This is a genomic window from Streptomyces sp. NPDC037288 (assembly GCF_055603265.1).
The window spans coordinates 1-16,206 of sequence record NZ_JBVJVY010000041.1 but is presented as its reverse complement, the minus strand read 5'-3'; the positions used below and the strand labels follow the sequence as shown (position 1 = coordinate 16,206).

Here is a 16,206-nt window from a genome sequence, read left to right as displayed (position 1 = left end):
CCTGGACAACGTTGTCAGATGCGAGAGACACTGTCCACCGCTGTCTCCGGCCTGCGCCCCCACCGCTTGACCGGCCTGCCTTTCCTTGGTTTGCGAGCTTCAACGGGGAGTCTGACTCTGATGCACACCGACCTCGTGGCGGCCCTGGACATCGGCGGTACCAAGATCGCCGGCGGTCTCGTGGACGGCCGCGGACGGATCCTGGCCCGAGTCCAGCGCGCCACACCCGCCCAGCAGGACGGCGAAACGGTCATCCGGGCGGTGGAGGAGGTACTCGCCGACCTCGCCGGGTCGCCGCTGTGGGGGCGGGCGCATGCCGTCGGCATCGGCAGCGCCGGCCCGGTGGACGCCTCGGCGGGCACCGTCAGTCCGGTGAACGTGCCGGGCTGGCGCGACTTCCCGCTGGTCGAGCGGGTGCGCATGGCCACCGGCGGTCTCCCGGTCGAGCTGATCGGCGACGGCGTCGCGATCACGGCCGCCGAGCACTGGCAGGGGGCCGCCCGCGGCCACGACGACGCGCTGTGCATGGTGGTGTCGACCGGCGTCGGCGGCGGCCTGGTGCTGGGCGGGAAGCTGCACCCCGGGCCGACCGGCAACGCCGGGCACATCGGTCACATCAGCGTCGACCTCGACGGCGACCCGTGCCCGTGCGGCTCGCGCGGCTGCGTGGAGCGGATCGCCAGCGGCCCCAACATCGCCCGCCGCGCCCTGGAGCAGGGCTGGCGCCCCGGCCCCGACGGCGACACCTCGGCCGCCGCGGTGGCCGCCGCGGCCCGCGAGGGCGACCCGGTCGCCGTGGCCTCCTTCGACCGGGCGGCCCGGGCGCTGGCCGCCGGCATCGCGGCCACCGCGACCCTGGTCGAGATCGACATCGCGGTGATCGGCGGGGGCGTCGGCAAGGCGGGCGACATCCTCTTCACGCCCCTGCGCAAGGCACTCACCGACTACGCGACACTGTCCTTCGTGCAGCGACTGACGGTCGTGCCCGCGCAGATGGGGACGGATGCGGGGCTGGTCGGCGCGGCGGCGGCGGCGCTGGCGCGCCGGCCGGACGCTACGGCGGGGGTGTGAGCCGTAGCGCTGCTCGCTGGGTGCTGCTGTCAAGGTGCCGGTACTGCGGTCGCCTGAGGGGCGCGGGGAACTGCGCGACCAGCCCCCACGCACCCGCGGCCGCGTAGGGTCTCAGGCGTCCGCTTGGCTGGGCGGCGTCAGCAGTCGCACCCGCAGCCGCGTAGGCTCAGCCGCCCCCACGGGCGGGCGCCGTCAGCAGTTCACGCTCGCGTTCGCCCAGTCCGCGTGGTCGGAGTCGTTTCCGTCTCCCGCGTCGGTCACGACCAGGTGGACGACCTGGGCGCCGGTGACGTCGGCGGCGAGGGGCTGGGCGGGCATCGCGTTGGTCAGGACGCCCGTCGAGGCCACCTTCGTGCCGTCCGCCCAGATCTCGAAGGCGACGCTGCCGTTGGTGCCCTTCTCGTCGTCGACGCCGACGTCCGCGGTGACCTTCGAGCAGGCCTTGCCGGTGTAGAAGGAGACGTCGCTCGGTGCGTGGGCGCCGAGGCCCTTGGGGTACACGGTGCCGCCGATGGTGATCGGATGGCCGTCGCCCGCGGCACTCTCCCCGTTGCTGGTGTCGCGTTCCACCGGCCCCCAGCCGCTTGTCGCCGACAGCCACGTCAGGTCGCTCAGGTACGACGTCCCGGCGGGCGGCCGTACCACGACGGACGCGGTCAGCGGGAGGGCGCTGGTGACGCGCTCTCCGGCCGGTGAGCGGTAGTCCGCCCGGAGTGTGAGGTCGTAGGGACCGGCCGGGGTGCCGGGCGGGACGGTGACCGTCCAGGCGGTGCGCAGGGTCCGGCCGGTGGCGAGGGTGGTGGCCGTGGTCGGCGAGGCGGGCCGTACGGTCCAACCGTCGGGGCCGGTCAGGGACACGGACACGTGGTGCGCGGAGGTACGGCCGAGGTCGGTGACGGTGCTGGTCAGCGTGGCTGGGGCGGCGGCCTCCAGCAGTGCGCCGCCGTCCAGGCCCAGTTCGGCGGCGGGCGGGTTGCCGGCCCAGCGGGGGTCGGCCGAGACGCGCAGCAGGACCGTGCCGTGGGCGGGGACGGTGGCCGCGATGGTGCCGGCGGTGTTGTAGGCGCGGTGCTGCCACAGATCCCGCAGGGTGTAGGCGGGGGCGTCGGACAGGCCGACGGCGGCGGCGGTGGTGGCGATCCGCTGTGCGGTGCCCGACTCGTTGAACAGGGCCACCGCGCGGCTGCCGTCCTTCATCTCCTTGGCGATGACCAGGCGTCCGCCCGCGGAGGAGACGACCGTGCCCTGCTTGCCCAGCGGGTCCTGGTCGACGGCGATGACCTCCTTGTTGTCCAGGATGTCGAAGGTCGCAGGTGAGGCCTTGCGCAGATCGGTGCCGATGAGCAGCGGCGCGGCCATGACCGACCAGAGGGAGAAGTGGGAGCGGTACTCGGTGTCCGTCATGCCGCCGTTGCCGACCTCCAGCATGTCGGGGTCGTTCCAGTGACCGGGCCCGGCGTACGGCGCGAGGGGGAGGTTCTGCTTCAGGATGGAGAGCATCGAGCCCCAGCTGTCGCCGATGTCACCCGTGGTGCGCCACAGATGCCCGACGTCCGACGCCCACTCCCAGGGCTTGTTCTCGCCCCATTCGCAGATGCTGTAGACGAGGGGCCGGCCCGTCGCTTTCAACGCGTCCCGCATGGTCGTGTACCGCCGCTTGGCGTCGACGCCCTGGTTGTTGCAGTTGTCGTACTTCAGGTAGTCCACGCCCCAGTCGGCGAACTGCCGCGCGTCGCTGTACTCGTGGCCGAGCGCGCCGGGGAAGCCCGCGCTGTTGCAGGTCTTGGTGCCGGCGCTGGTGTAGATGCCGAGCTTGAGCCCCTTGGAGTGGACGTAGTCGGCGACGGCCTTGATGCCGTTCGGGAAGCGGGCCGGGTCGGGTACCAGCTTGCCGTCGGCGTCGCGCCGCGGCAGCGCCCAGCAGTCGTCCAGGTTGACGTACTGGTAGCCGGCGTCCTTCAGGCCCTTCGCCACGAACAGGTCGGCGATGCCCTTGACCATGCTCTCGTTGAAGTCCGCGCGGCAGTGCGTGGAGTTCCAGTTGTTGAAGCCCATCGGCGGGGTGAGGGCGAGACCGTCGGCCAGGTCGGGGGCGGCGGCACGGTCCTGGGCGGGGGCCGCCAGGGCGGGGGTGGCGAGGCCGGCCGCGCACAGCAGTCCTGCGGTGAGTGCTGCGACCACTCTTCGGCGGATTGTGCGGGTGTGAGGGTGACGCATCGTTGACGTTCCTCCGACTCGCGAAAGGTGGATGACGGCATGCGGCGACCAGGGCGGCATGTTCGTGTCATCAGTGCGCGTTTACGGTAGGACGTGTCGGACTCTGTTGGAAGAGCTGTGCCTCGACTGTGCGACAACCCGTCAAATCCCTTGACAGCAGCGCTGTTTCTGCTGCGCGATAGTCAGTGGGCGTTCGGATGTGTTCGCTTCCGGGGCTCATGCGCCGTCGTCGACGCTGCCCCAGCCGGGCAGTGGCGGCTGCGGCCAGGCGGGCGGACGCGGCAGAGGGCGGGCCGGGCGGTCGGCCGTCAGCCCGCCGGCCGGAGTACGTCCGCTGAGCCAGCCGAGCACCTGGTGCCCGGCCCCGGCGACCGAGGGGCCGTCCGCCGCCACCGACCAGCGACGGCCGAGATCGACGGCCTCCACCGAGGCGAGGGGGAAGCCCCGGGCGCGCAGTGTGGCGAGGGTGTCGTCCAGCGCCCAGGAGACGTATCGGTCCGGCCACCGCTCGGTGCCGTGGCCGACGCCCAGGTCGAGGTGATGTGTCTCCAGCTCCCGCAGACAGCGCAGCAGCAGATACCAGGCCGGGTGCCGCCAGCCGGCCAGTGCCGGTACCAGACGGTCCCAGGCCGGGGCGGGCATCGTGCGCGCCTGTGCCGCGAACCGGTCCAGGCCCGCCCGCAGCCGGGCCGCGAGCCCGTCGGCGGACAGTGCCGCGTCCCGCTCGACCGCCGCGGACAGTGCCGCCGCGTCCGCGCGCGGGCCCGGTGCCCGGCCGGTGTGCGCGAGCCGCAGGAGCCACACGTAGGCGTCGACGCTGTGCACGACATGGGCGAGCACATGGCCGCGCGTCCACCCGGGCAGCCCCGACGCGGCGCGCAGCCCGGCGTCGGACAGGCCGGCCGCGGCGCGCACGAGCCGGCCGCCGGAGCGTACGACGTCCTCGACGGGATCGTCCGCGGCGCCGAGGGCCGGGCGTGAGCTCACCGGAACTCCCGCACGACCTCGATGCGGCCGACGATATGGGCGTTGAACTCGTCCAACTCCCCGGCGGGCACCCACAGTTCGAGGATCGTCTCGCCACCTGCCCGCCGTACCGGATAACGGCCGAGGAACTCCGTGCCGACCTCGAAACGGGTCACGAAACCGGCGCCGTCGTACTTGACGTTCCAGTCCCGGGCGATCCGCACGGCGTAGTCCTCGTTGAGGACCGGGTAGAAGATCGGCTGCTCCGGGAGCCGGGGCGGCCACGCCCGCCAGTCGAGTGCGCGGACCAGCTCCAGCTCCGCGGGGCCGGTGGGTCGCCACAGGGTCGTCGTCAGGAGCCGGCTCGTCATGGTGTCGCATCTCTGGTCGTGGCCTGCCGCTGGACCGGGCACGGCGGGATGCCGGACGATACCGGCGCCACGCGGGAGCGGGCCAGCGGGTTTTTCACATGGCCGCTCCGCTCACGGGGCCGCGAAGCGCCGCGCCGGGTCGCGGTGTCGGGCGGCCGTCCGGGGTGCCCGGGCCCGGTCGGCGGTCGGTCCGGGCACGCCGGCCGGACGGCCGAGCCGGTCGGCGGGCCGCCGGTGCCGTCGCGGGTGTGCGACGGCACGGGAGGCAGGTGACGCACTCGGGGAGGTGTGGGACGAAGGCTCGGGGTACGCGCAGTCCGCAGCCTGTGCCGTCCTCGGTGGCGACCGTGCCGACTGACCAGGCCGAACGTCGCGGCGAGGGCATCGCGCACGACCGCCGCGTCGCCCCGCGCCTCGACGCGGAGGTGACCGTCGGACTTCTCCCCCCTCCCCCGGGACGGTGACCCGAGTCCGCTGCTCGCGGGTATCCGCGTGACCCCCGGGCGGATCCGGCAGTTGACCAGCGCATGAAGAAGCGCAGCATGCTCGCCATCGCCAGCCTGGCCACCGGATTCGTCGTGGCCGCCGTCACGCCCTCCCACGGGGCGGGCGACCGCCCCGTGGGAGATTCCAGGGTCTCGGACACCGTCGACTCGGCCGGTCACCCGGTCGGGGACGGCCCCGCCGACGCCGACGACGCCCCCGGCCAGGAGTAGGTCCGACGGTCCACGGCGTCTGTGCCGGTGTCCCGCCGCAGGGGGGCGCCGGCACTCCCGTCCGGCGCCCTCACGGGGGCGGGGTTTCCATGGCAGGGTGGAGCGGGCAAGCCTCAGGGGGCCAAACACAAGAGGGGGAAGTCCGTGACCGTCGTCTGGATCAACGGCGCGTTCGGTGCGGGGAAGACCACCACCGCACGGGAACTGATCGAACTGATCCCGAACAGCACGCTCTTCGACCCCGAGATCGTCGGCGGGGCGCTCACGCACCTGCTGCCGGCCAAGCGTCTCGCCGAGGTCGGCGACTTCCAGGACCTGCCGATCTGGCGCCGGCTCGTGGTCGACACGGCGGCCGCGATGCTCGCCGAGCTGGGCGGGACCCTCGTGGTGCCGATGACCCTGCTCCGCCAGGAGTACCGCGACGAGATCTTCGGCGGCCTCGCCGCCCGCAGAATCCCCGTGCACCATCTGCTGCTCGCCCCGGCTGAAACGATCCTGCGCGAGCGGATAGCCGACCGGGAGGTCCCGCCCGACCTGCCCGACGGCGAGATGCGCGTACGGCAGTGGTCGTACGACCACATCGAGCCCTACCGCGCCGCCCTCGCCTCCTGGCTCACCGCCGACGCCCACCCGGTGGACACCAGCGCCCTCACCCCGCACGAGACCGCCGTCCGCATCGCCGACGCCGTCGGCAGCGGCGCCGTACCGCCCCTCGACATCGTGCAGACCCCGGAGCCGACCGCCGAGACCCTCGCCGCCGGGGTGCTGCTCTTCGACGAGCAGGACCGGGTGCTGCTCGTGGACCCCACCTACAAGCCCGGCTGGGAGTTCCCCGGCGGGGTGGTCGAGCGGGGCGAGGCCCCGGCCCGCGCCGGGATGCGCGAGGTCGCCGAGGAGACCGGGATACGGCTGCGCGAGGTGCCCCGGCTGCTCGTCGTGGACTGGGAACGGCCGGTGCCGCCCGGATTCGGCGGGCTGCGGCTGCTGTTCGACGGCGGCCGGCTCGAGGCCGGCGAGGCGTCCCGGGTCCTGCTGCCCGGCCCGGAGCTGCGCGGCTGGCGCTTCGCCAGCGAGCAGGAGGCCGCCGAGATGCTCCCCCCGGTCCGCTACGAGCGACTGCGCTGGGCCCTGCGCGCCCGCGAGCGGGGTGCCGCGCTGTACCTGGAGGCGGGGGTACCGGTCGGCTGAGCCGCCGCCAGGTCCTGCCGTCACACTCCCGTCGCCCGCCGGAGGGGCGGGCCCCGCGGGCGGTCCGGTCACGCGGCTGGGGCCCCCCGCCCTTGAGACAGTGGGGAGTGCGGGCCAGGCGTCGCGGGGCAGGCGGGAATCGCCGAGGACGGGCCGGCCCGCCACCAGGAGGCGCGCGGACCGGCCGTCGATGCCGGTGCAGGCGGTCCGTGAGGCGGGTGTGTGCGGTGAGACGGTGCGAGAGGGCACCTCTCCGTCAGCCCCCAACCGCCGCTCTGCGCAGAGCGGGTGCGGCTTCTCCCACGACCGGGTCACCATGTCCAAAACAAGCGACCTCTGCGCCGAGGTCCGCCAACCTGCCCAGGGAGGCGAGGAGTCGGGGCCGGTCGAGGTTGAACACCCCCGGGATCACCGAGCCGTCGACCGGTGAGGCGGCCACCGTGTCACCGGTGAACAGCACACCCTCCTCGGGCAGGAACAGGGCGATGCTGCCGTCGGTGTGCCCGGGGACGTGGATCACCCGGGCGCCGCCGCCGAAGTCCAGCACATCGCCGTCCGACACGCAGCTGACCGCGACCGGCGGTACCGGCCTGCCCTCGGGAAGGTGCTGGGCCACGGCCGCGTGGACCGGCAGCTCCCACTCCTCGAACCGTGGCGGCGGGCCCGCGAGTTCACCGCGGACGAACGGCGCGTCCAGGCGGTGCGCCAGTACCTGCGCACCGCTCAGCGCGGCGAACTCGCCCGCCCCGCCCGCGTGGTCCTCATGGAAGTGGGTCAGTACGATCCGCCGTACGTCCCCGGGCGCGTGCCCCAGCGCCGTGACCGCGTCGGCGATCGCACGGCCGGCACCGATGGTGCCCGCGTCGACGAGTGTCAACGCGTCGTCGTCGCGCCAGAGGTACGCCTGGCCGACGGGGAAACGCAGCAGGTGGAGCCGGGGGAGCAGGGTGATGACGTCCATGCGCCGACCGTAGGCGGCGCCCCCGCCGCGGGCGAGGGCGCTCTGCCGGGGGCAGAAGGGTTCAGCCCGCCGCGTAGTTGCGCAGGAAGAGCGCCTCGGCGACCGAGAGCCGCTCCAGCTCCTGCGGATGGACGCTCTCGTTGACCGCGTGGATCTGCGCCTCCGGCTCGCTCAGCCCGATGAGCAGGATCTCCGCCCGCGGGTAGAGCCCGGCGAGGGTGTTGCACAGCGGGATCGAGCCGCCCTCGCCGGCGTACTGCATGGTCTCGCCCGGGTAGGCGACCGCCATCGCGTCGGCCATCGCCTGGTAGGCCGGGCTGGAGGCGTCGGCGCGGAACGCCTGGCCCTGGCCGATCTGCTCGGTGGTGACCCGGGCCCCCCACGGGGTGTGCGCTTCCAGGTGCGCCTGGAGCAGCTTGGTCGCCTCCGCCGCGTCCACACCCGGCGGCACCCGCAGGCTGATCAGCGCGCGGGCGCCGGCGTGCACGGACGGGGTGGCGCCGACGACCGGCGGGCAGTCGATGCCGAGGACGGTGACGGCCGGGCGGGCCCAGAGGCGGTCGGCGACCGAGCCGTCGCCGATCAGCCCGACCCCGTCGAGCACCTTGGCGTCCGCGCGGAACTGTCCCTCGGTGTACTCCAGGCCGTCCCACGTCCCCGTGGCGTCCAGCCCGTCGACCGTGGTCGAGCCGTCCTGCGCGCGCAGCGAGTCCAGCACGCGGATCAGCGCGGCCAGCGCGTCCGGGGCGGCACCGCCGAACTGGCCCGAGTGGAGGTTGCCCGCGAGGGTGTCGATCCGGACGCGGACCAGGGTCATGCCGCGCAGCGTGGTGGTCACCGTCGGCAGGCCGACACGGAAGTTGCCCGCGTCGCCGATGACGATGGTGTCCGCCTCCAGCAGCTCCGGGTGCTCCTCGGCGTACCGCTCAAGACCACCCGTGCCCTGCTCCTCCGAGCCCTCGCAGATCACCTTGACGTTCACCGGGACGCCGCCGTTCGCCTTCAGGGCGCGCAGCGCGAGCAGGTGCATGATCACGCCGCCCTTGCAGTCGGCGGCCCCGCGGCCGTACCAGCGGCCGTCGCGCTCGGTCAGCTCGAACGGCGGGCTGGTCCAGCCAGCCTCGTCAAGCGGCGGCTGGACGTCGTAGTGCGCGTACAGGAGAACCGTTTTCGCACCTTCCGGGCCAGGCAGGTAGCCGTAGACGGACTGCGTGCCGTCCGGGGTGTCCAGCAGGGCCACGTCGACGAAGCCCTCGGCGCGCAGCGCGTCGGCGATCCAGCTCGCGGCGGCCTCGCTCTCGCTCTTCGGGAACTGGGCGAAGTCCGCCACCGACTTGAAGGCGACCAGTTCGGCCAGCTCCGCCTGCGCCTTGGGCAGCAGCGAGGCGACGGTCTGAGCGACCGGATTCGACGACATGGGCACGCTCCTCGTAGGTGCGACGTTGTACGGGGTGTACCCCGATACTCCCACAGTGGCCTGCGACGACGGCCGCCGTAGGATGCGAGGGACACTACGGCAGCGGCTTGATCGGAGCAGTAGACCATCGTGAGCGGCGAGAACTCTTCGGCGGACGGCGTGCAGCGGGTGTGGGACGTCGTCGTGGTGGGCGCGGGGCCCGCGGGGGCCTCGGCCGCCTACGCGGCGGCGGTCGCGGGACGGCGTGTGCTGTTGCTGGAGAAGGCCGAGCTGCCCCGCTACAAGACCTGCGGGGGCGGCATCATCGGACCCTCGCGCGACGCGCTGCCGCCCGGTTTCGAGCTCCCCTTCCGCGACCGGGTGCACGCGGTCACCTTCTCGAACAACGGCCGTTTCACCCGCACCCGCCGCTCCCGGCAGATGCTGTTCGGGCTGATCAACCGGCCCGAGTTCGACCAGCAGCTGGTCGAGCACGCGCAGAAGGCCGGCGCCGAGCTGCGGACGGGCGTCACGGTGCAGCGGGTCGAGCAGCACGGCTCGGCCGTCCCCGACCGGCGCACGGTCGCCGTGATCCTGCAGGGCGGCGAGACGGTGCTGGCCCGCGCGGTCGTCGGCGCCGACGGCAGCGCCAGCCGCATAGGAGCGCACGTCGGCGTGAAGCTGGAGCAGATCGACCTCGGCCTGGAGGCGGAGATCCCGGTGCCGGAGCCGGTCGCCGAGGACTGGAAGGGCCGGGTCCTCATCGACTGGGGCCCGCTGCCCGGCAGTTACGGCTGGGTGTTCCCGAAGGGCGACACCCTGACGGTCGGCGTGATCTCCGCGCGCGGTGAAGGCGCCGCCACCAAGCGGTACTTGGAGGACTTCGTCGCCCGGCTCGGCCTGGCGGGCTTCGAGCCGAGCATCTCCTCCGGGCATCTGACCCGCTGCCGCGCCGGTGACTCGCCGCTCTCCCGGGGCCGGGTGCTGGTCTGCGGGGACGCGGCGGGCCTGCTGGAGCCGTGGACCCGCGAGGGCATCTCCTTCGCGCTGCGCTCGGGCCGGCTCGCGGGGGAGTGGGCGGTCCGCATCGCCGAGGCGCACGACGCGGTCGACACCCGGCGCCAGGCCCTGAACTACGCGTTCGCGATCAAGGCGGGGCTCGGTGTCGAGATGAGCGTCGGCAAGCGCATGCTGGCCGTGTTCGAGAAGCGTCCCGGCCTCTTCCACGCGGCCCTCACCGGCTTCCGTCCCGCATGGAAGGCGTTCCGGGACATCACGCAGGGCTCGACCTCGCTGGGCGAGCTCGTCCGCTCCCACCCGATCGCCCAGCGCGCCCTGACCGCCCTGGACCGCGGACAGGTGGTCGCGCCGGAGGAGCCGGTCGGTTCCTGACCGCGCGGGGCCTGGATCCGGGAAGGGCCGGCCAGGCGGGGAGCCGCGAAAAGCCGGGCCGGGCGGGGGCCCGCGAAAAGCTGGGCCGGGCGGGGGCCTGTGAAGGACCGGGGCGGGTGGGGAGCCCTGGAGGACCGGGCCGGTGGGGGAGCCCTGGAGGACCGGGGCGGGTGGGGGGCCGTGAAGGACGGGGGCGGGTGGGGGAGCCCTGGAGGACCGGGGCGGGTGGGGGGCCGTGAAGGACGGGGGCGGGTGGGGGAGCCCTGGAGGACCGGGCCGGTGGGGAGCCGTGAAGGGCCGGGCCGGTGGGGACGGTGCCGGTCCTGGGCCGGGGCGGCAGCCCGGTGGGGGGCCGGTCAGCTCGTGACCGTGATGTGGAAGACCGGGTGGTCGGGGGCGATACGGCGCAGGGCCTCGTCGGGGGATTCGGGGCCGACGCCGTCGAAGAAGACCCCGACCTCCGCCTTCCAGCGCTTGAGGTAGGCCCGCAGCAGCGGGACCTTGTCGTCGTCGGTGACCTCGGTGGCGGTGAAGACGTCCACGTTCCTGCCGAGCCGCAGCTCGCCGCCGCCGGCCGCCCGCATGTTGTGGGTCCACTGGACATGGCCGCGCGGGGCGAGCAGGTACTGCCGACCGTCCACCGTCAGCAGGTTCACCGGGGTGGTGCGCCACTGTCCGCTCTTGCGCCCGCGCACCGCGAGGACCCGGGACCCCCAGATGCTGATGCCGCGCCGGGTGATCCAGGCGACCGCCCGGTTGAAGACGTTGACCGTGAACCAGCCCGGCTTCCTGACGTGTGTCGACATGGTGACCCCCACGGTTGGGAGAGCGGTGCTCTCGCTTGACTTCAGTGTGGAGCAGACAGGTGCTCCAGAGCAAGAGCAGTGCTCTCACTTGTGTGCACCGCTCTCGTTCGTGGCACACTGCTGGCATGAGCACCGCACAGGGCGCCCGCGCACGGGCCAGGAGGGAAGTCACGGCAGCCATCAAGGAAGAGGCGCGCAGACACCTCGCGAAGGAAGGCGCGGCCAGGCTCTCGCTGCGGGCCGTCGCCCGCGAGCTGGGCATGGTCTCCTCGGCGCTGTACCGCTACTTCCCGAGCCGCGACGAGCTGCTCACCGCCTTGATCATCGATGCCTACGACTCCCTCGGCGAGGCGGCGGAGCAGGCACGCGACGCCACGGCCGACGCCGCGCCCGTGGCCCGCTGGACGGCGGTGTGCGAGGCGGTGCGCGGCTGGGCACTCGCCCACCCGCACGAGTACGCGCTGATCTACGGCTCGCCCGTGCCGGGCTACGCCGCTCCGCAGACCACCGTCCCGGCCGCCGCCCGCGTCGGCCTGGTCTTCATCGGCATCCTCCGGGACGCCCACGAGCGCTCCGGCCTCACCGGCCTCCCCCTCTCCGCCGGGCTGCGCCCCGAGGCCGAGCGCATGACCGCCGACCTCGCTCCCGACCTGCCCCCCGAGGCGATCGCGGCTCTGGTGGCAGCCTGGGCCCAGCTGTTCGGACTGGTCAGCTTCGAAGTGTTCGGCCAGTTCAACAACGTGGTCGAGGACCGAGAAGCCTTCTTCCGGCACGCTGCCACGGGGCTGGCACAGGGGGTGGGGCTGCGGTAGCCGGGGATGGGTGGGGAGGCTCGGGGCCCGGCCGGCGGAGCCCGTCGTACTTCCCCGGGAGTACGAGTGATCACCTCGCTCGGCCGACGTCCGCGCCGCCCGGTGCCTCTACCGTGGCCTGCATGGAAGAGCAGCACGCCCCGGGGCAGTGGTGGCGGCACGGCCCACCGTGGTGGAACGCCCCGGACGAGGGGGAGCCGTGCCGGGCGCGCCTGCCCTGGCGATCCACCGCGCTGTTCACCGCGTTCGTCCTGATCGGCACCCACTTCGCCGCGCAGAACGAGCACCACCGCGTGCCCCTGAACGGCTACGCGCGCGTGCTGCTCGTCATCGCCTCCGTCCTGCTGCTCTGGCGGCACCGGTACCCGGTGGCCGTGGCCTTCGGCACCGCGACGGCGACCCTCGGCTACCTGGCCGCGGGCTACCCCTACGGGCCCGTCTTCCTGACCGTCGCCGTCAGTTGTCACAGCGCGGTCGTCGCCGGGCACCGGCGGGCCGCGTGGGCGTCCGTAGGCCTGTTGTGGACCGGGCACGCCCTGGCCGCCCTCTGGCTCTACCGCTGGCTGCCGCCCTCGGGCGACAAGCGAGGGAGCCTTCCCCAGGAGGTCGTCATCGCCACCTGGGTGCTGGCCGTCGTCGCCCTGACCGAACTGGCCCGGGCGCGGCGCGAACAGTGGGCCCGGGAGCGCGCCGACCGGGCGCAGGCGGCGCGGCGCCGCGCGGACGAGGAACGGCTGCGGATCGCCCGCGAGTTGCACGACGTCCTCGCGCACAGCATCTCCGTCATCAACGTCCAGGCCGGCATGGGGCTCGCACTGCTCGACAGCGATCCCGAGCAGGCGCGGACCGCGCTCACCACCATCAAGGCCGCCAGCAAGGAGGCGCTCGGCGAAGTGCGCCAGGTCCTCGACACCCTGCGGGTGTCCGACGCCGCGCCGCGCGCCCCGGCCCCCGGCCTCGACCGGCTGCCCGAGCTGGTGGAGGAGGCGGCGGCGGCCGGGCTGACCGTGGAGATCGAGGGCGAGCCGCCGCGGCTGCCGCCCGGCACCGGCCTCGCCGCCTTCCGCATCGTGCAGGAGGCCCTGACCAACGTCGTACGGCACTCCGTATCACGGCACGCGCGTGTGCGGTTCGACGACGACGGCGACGCGCTGCGGCTGCGCATCGACGACGACGGTCCGGCCACCGGCGCCGACGCCGGAGGCAGCGGCAACGGGCTGGCCGGCATGCGGGAGCGGGCCGCCGCGCTCGGTGGCACCATCGAGGCGGGCCCGCGCGCCGACGGCGGCTTCCGGGTGCTCGCCGTACTGCCGTCGCACCCGAGGGAGGACCGGTGATCCGGGTACTGCTGGCCGACGACCAGTCGCTCGTACGGGCCGGTTTCCGGGCGTTGCTCGACGCGCAGCCGGACATCGAGGTGGCCGGGGAGGCGGCCGACGGTGAGGGGGCGCTGCGCCTGGTGCGCGAAGTGCGGCCGGACGTCGTCCTGATGGACATCCGCATGCCCCTGCTGGACGGTCTCGCGGCGACCCGGCGCATCACCGGCGACGGGGAGCTGAAGGACGTGAAGGTGGTCATGCTCACCACCTTCGAACTGGACGAGTACGTCTTCGAGGCGATCCGCTCCGGCGCCTCCGGCTTCCTGGTGAAGGACACCGAACCGGACGAACTGCTACGCGCCGTACGGGCGGTGGTCCAGGGTGACGCGCTGCTGTCGCCGGGCGTCACCCGCCGGCTGATCGCGGAGTTCGCGGCCCGTTCCAAGGAGCCGGCGGCGGCCGGCGCCCTCGCCCGGCTGACCGAGCGGGAACGGGAGGTGATGGCGCTGGTCGGCATCGGCCTGTCCAACGAGGAGATCGCCCGCCGACTGGTGGTCAGCCCGCTGACGGCCAAGACCCACGTCAGCCGCACCATGGTGAAGCTGGGCGCGCGGGACCGCGCTCAACTCGTCGTGCTGGCCTACGAGTCGGGGTTGGTGCGGCCCGGGTGGCTGGGCTGAGCCGCCTGCCGGTAGCGGACCAGCACGCTGACCACCCGGGCGACGAACACGACCGGCGCGACCGTCATACCGAGCCGCCACAGGGTCAGGGACAGCAGGTGCGGCAGGTCGAAGAGCAGCGCGGGCCCGGCCACGGCCCCGAACAGCACCGCCGCCGCGAAGGCCGCGCTCACCAGGGCATAGCCGATCTCGACTGTCGCCGCGTCCTGTTGGGCTTTGCTGCGGCGTCCCCCGTATGCGTACATTCCCCCAGCCTCACAGACGGGCGCCCGGCGGAGCAACCAGTCCCGCCGGGCGCCCGCTGGGAGGCTTCCCCCTAGTCGCGGACCGCCACGCGCTCCGCTTCCGCCTCCTCCACGGTGGACCTGGCGACCACGAGGGACGGGTGGCTACGACGGCTGCGCAGACCGGTGAGGGTGATCAGCAGGCCGGCCGCCGCGATGCCCGTGGCGACGAGGAAACCGGGCCGGTAGCTGTCGAGGACGGCCTGCGGGGTGGCGTGCGCGGGAGCGCCCGCGGTCACCACGGCCGTGACCACCGCCAGGAAAATCGCGCCGCCCACCTGCACCGAGGTGTTGAGCAGACCGGACACCATGCCCTGCTCGTGGTCCTCGACCCCGTTGGTGGCCTGGATGTTGAGCGACGGGAAGACCAGCGCGCAGGCCGCGCCGATCAGCAGCATGGACGGCAGGATCACGGCCGCGTACACCGGGTTGAGGTCGACGCGCAGGAAGAGCGCGTAACCGAGGACCATGAAGGCGAAGCCGGTCGCGATCAGCCGTGGCGTACCGAACCGGTCGACGATCGCACCCACCTTCGTGGAGGACACCGCCACCAGCGCGCCCGCCGGCAGGAACGCGAGCGCGGTGTGCAGCGCCGACCAGCCGAGCAGCGACTGCATATAGAGCGTCGTCAGGAACTGGAAGCCCACGTACGAGCCGAAGAACGCGACCGCGCCGAGCTGGGCGCGTACCTGGCTGCCCGAGCGCAGCACGCCCAGCCGGATGAGCGGGCTCGGCGAACGCCGCTCGACCAGGACGAAGGCGGTCAGCAGCGCCGCGACGGCCAGGAAGGACAGCAGGGTGCGGGCCGAGGACCAGCCGGCCTCGGGGGCCTGGACGACGGTGAAGACCAGCAGCAGCATCGACGCGGTGCCGAGGACGGCGCCGGGGATGTCGTACCCGTCGTGGTTCTCCTCGCGGGCGCTGCGCGGCAGCAGTCGCAGGCCGGCGAGGAGCGCGACGAGCGCGATCGGCGCGGGCAGCAGCATCGTGAAGCGCCAACTGGCCTCGGTGAGCAGGCCCGAGAGCACCAGCCCCATGGAGAAGCCGGTTGCGGCGCAGGTGGTGTAGATGGACAGGGCACGGTTGCGCAGCGGGCCCTCCGGGAACGTGGTGGTGATGATCGACAGGCCGGCCGGTGCGGTGAAGGCCGCGCTCAGGCCCTTGATGAAGCGGCTGGCGATCAGCAGCGGACCGGAGTCCACCAGCCCGCCGAGCAGTGAGGCGAGCGCGAAGACACCGAGTGCGACGAGGAACACCTGCCGCCGGCCGAGCAGGTCGGCGGTGCGGCCGCCGAGGAGGAGCAGGCCGCCGTAGCCCAGGATGTAGCCGCTGACGATCCATTGCAGCGTCGACGTGGACAGGTGCAGGTCGGAGCCGATGGACGGCAGCGCGACGCCGACCATCGACACGTCCAGCGCGTCCAGGAACATCGCCGCGCAGAGCACCAGCAGGGTGCCCCACAGCCGGGGAGTCCAGCGCACCGCAGAGGACGGGGACGCGGGGGTGGTGAGCGGAGAGGTCATGCCGACGACACTACATGCGCATACATCGAATGCAAACGCATTTAATTCCGATGCAATAAACTTGTTTCTCTGCTACGGTGCGCTCATGGCGTCGAACGGAGCCGAGCGGGCGCTCGTGGAGCGGTGGCGGGGCATCCTCGCGCTGCACGCGCACACCCAGTGCGAGCTGGACCGGGCGCTCGGCGGACACGGCCTGTGCGCCAGCGACTTCGAGGTTCTCGACCTGTTGGCCGAGGGCGCGGCGGACGGCGGCTGCGCCTACCGCGTTCAGGAGATCTCCGAGCGCGTCCATCTCAGCCAGAGCGCACTGTCCCGGCTGATCGGCCGCCTGGAGAAGGACGGCCTGGTCGAGCGCGCCATGTGCGCCGAGGACCGGCGTGGGGTGCGCGTGGCGCTCACGGCGAAGGGGCGCGGGGGGGGGGGGGGGGGGGGGGGGGGGGGGGGGGGGGGGGGGGGGGGGGGGGGGGGGGGGGGGGGGGGGGGGGGGGGGGGGGGGGGGGGGGG

At 73.4% G+C, this 16,206-nt stretch carries 15 protein-coding genes and 1 pseudogene; 8 read left to right on the top strand and 8 right to left on the bottom strand.

The genetic code is table 11. The features are described from left to right. Window positions 1-120 precede the first annotated feature (120 nt). Window positions 121-1,071 carry an ROK family protein gene (locus ACZ7GZ_RS33500; RefSeq protein ID WP_471030041.1) on the top strand — a complete coding sequence of 317 codons (951 nt, stop codon included), beginning with the start codon at window positions 121-123 and terminating at the stop codon, window positions 1,069-1,071. Between the two features lie 192 nt (window positions 1,072-1,263). Here the strand turns inward: ACZ7GZ_RS33500 and ACZ7GZ_RS33495 are convergent, their stop codons facing one another. The 3 genes from ACZ7GZ_RS33495 to ACZ7GZ_RS33485 form a co-directional block, all read right to left on the bottom strand. Beyond that, window positions 1,264-3,288 carry an NPCBM/NEW2 domain-containing protein gene (locus tag ACZ7GZ_RS33495; protein WP_471030039.1) on the bottom strand — a complete coding sequence of 675 codons (2,025 nt, stop codon included), beginning with the start codon at window positions 3,286-3,288 and terminating at the stop codon, window positions 1,264-1,266. Between the two features lie 216 nt (window positions 3,289-3,504). Further along, window positions 3,505-4,275: a maleylpyruvate isomerase family mycothiol-dependent enzyme gene (locus tag ACZ7GZ_RS33490; protein WP_471030037.1), complete on the bottom strand. Its 771-nt coding sequence runs from the start codon at window positions 4,273-4,275 to the stop codon at window positions 3,505-3,507. Next, window positions 4,272-4,625 carry an ADP-ribosylation/crystallin J1 gene (locus tag ACZ7GZ_RS33485; RefSeq protein ID WP_471030036.1) on the bottom strand — a complete coding sequence of 118 codons (354 nt, stop codon included), beginning with the start codon at window positions 4,623-4,625 and terminating at the stop codon, window positions 4,272-4,274. The genes ACZ7GZ_RS33490 and ACZ7GZ_RS33485 overlap by 4 nt, the downstream gene beginning before the upstream one ends. Window positions 4,626-5,152: 527 nt before the next feature. Here ACZ7GZ_RS33485 and ACZ7GZ_RS33480 point away from each other — a divergent pair. Next, entirely contained in the window at window positions 5,153-5,341 is a 189-nt protein-coding gene (locus tag ACZ7GZ_RS33480) for a hypothetical protein (protein ID WP_471030033.1), read from the top strand. Between the two features lie 144 nt (window positions 5,342-5,485). After that, complete coding sequence (locus ACZ7GZ_RS33475) at window positions 5,486-6,529, top strand: NUDIX hydrolase (RefSeq protein WP_471030031.1); 1,044 nt, start codon at window positions 5,486-5,488, stop codon at window positions 6,527-6,529. A gap of 256 nt (window positions 6,530-6,785) precedes the next feature. Here ACZ7GZ_RS33475 and ACZ7GZ_RS33470 read toward each other — a convergent pair whose 3' ends face one another. Beyond that, the gene (locus ACZ7GZ_RS33470) at window positions 6,786-7,490 is read right to left on the bottom strand and encodes an MBL fold metallo-hydrolase (protein ID WP_471030029.1); all 705 of its coding nucleotides are present in this window, start codon (window positions 7,488-7,490) and stop codon (window positions 6,786-6,788) included. A 61-nt stretch (window positions 7,491-7,551) separates the two neighbouring features. Continuing rightward, window positions 7,552-8,907 (bottom strand): M20/M25/M40 family metallo-hydrolase, encoded by a 1,356-nt coding sequence (locus ACZ7GZ_RS33465; RefSeq protein WP_471030027.1) that lies wholly within the window; start codon window positions 8,905-8,907, stop codon window positions 7,552-7,554. Between the two features lie 129 nt (window positions 8,908-9,036). On the opposite strand from ACZ7GZ_RS33465, the gene ACZ7GZ_RS33460 reads away from it, so the two are divergent. Then, on the top strand, window positions 9,037-10,278 hold the full coding sequence (locus ACZ7GZ_RS33460) for a geranylgeranyl reductase family protein (RefSeq protein WP_471030025.1): 1,242 nt from the start codon (window positions 9,037-9,039) through the stop codon (window positions 10,276-10,278). Between the two features lie 356 nt (window positions 10,279-10,634). Here the strand turns inward: ACZ7GZ_RS33460 and ACZ7GZ_RS33455 are convergent, their stop codons facing one another. Next, window positions 10,635-11,084, bottom strand: coding sequence for a nitroreductase family deazaflavin-dependent oxidoreductase (locus tag ACZ7GZ_RS33455; RefSeq protein ID WP_471030022.1), 450 nt, complete (start codon window positions 11,082-11,084; stop codon window positions 10,635-10,637). Between the two features lie 125 nt (window positions 11,085-11,209). On the opposite strand from ACZ7GZ_RS33455, the gene ACZ7GZ_RS33450 reads away from it, so the two are divergent. The 3 genes from ACZ7GZ_RS33450 (at window position 11,210) to ACZ7GZ_RS33440 (ending at window position 13,895) form a co-directional block, all read left to right on the top strand. Next, a complete protein-coding gene (locus ACZ7GZ_RS33450; RefSeq protein WP_471030020.1) occupies window positions 11,210-11,896 on the top strand; it encodes a TetR/AcrR family transcriptional regulator in 687 nt (228 codons plus the stop codon). A 122-nt stretch (window positions 11,897-12,018) separates the two neighbouring features. Next, a complete protein-coding gene (locus ACZ7GZ_RS33445; protein ID WP_471030019.1) occupies window positions 12,019-13,233 on the top strand; it encodes a sensor histidine kinase in 1,215 nt (404 codons plus the stop codon). Continuing rightward, window positions 13,230-13,895, top strand: a complete 666-nt coding sequence (locus tag ACZ7GZ_RS33440; protein WP_471030017.1) for a response regulator transcription factor — start codon at window positions 13,230-13,232, stop codon at window positions 13,893-13,895. Before ACZ7GZ_RS33445 ends, ACZ7GZ_RS33440 begins: the two co-directional genes overlap by 4 nt. Here the strand turns inward: ACZ7GZ_RS33440 and ACZ7GZ_RS33435 are convergent. Next, a complete protein-coding gene (locus ACZ7GZ_RS33435) occupies window positions 13,856-14,140 on the bottom strand; it encodes a DUF6332 family protein (protein WP_471030014.1) in 285 nt (94 codons plus the stop codon). The two genes, ACZ7GZ_RS33440 and ACZ7GZ_RS33435, sit on opposite strands and share 40 nt — an antisense overlap. 71 nt (window positions 14,141-14,211) lie before the next feature. Then, entirely contained in the window at window positions 14,212-15,702 is a 1,491-nt protein-coding gene (locus ACZ7GZ_RS33430) for an MFS transporter (protein ID WP_471030011.1), read from the bottom strand. A gap of 85 nt (window positions 15,703-15,787) precedes the next feature. Here ACZ7GZ_RS33430 and ACZ7GZ_RS33425 point away from each other — a divergent pair. Then, a pseudogene (locus ACZ7GZ_RS33425) lies at window positions 15,788-16,114 on the top strand (MarR family winged helix-turn-helix transcriptional regulator); the annotation flags it as partial. Window positions 16,115-16,206 lie beyond the last annotated feature (92 nt).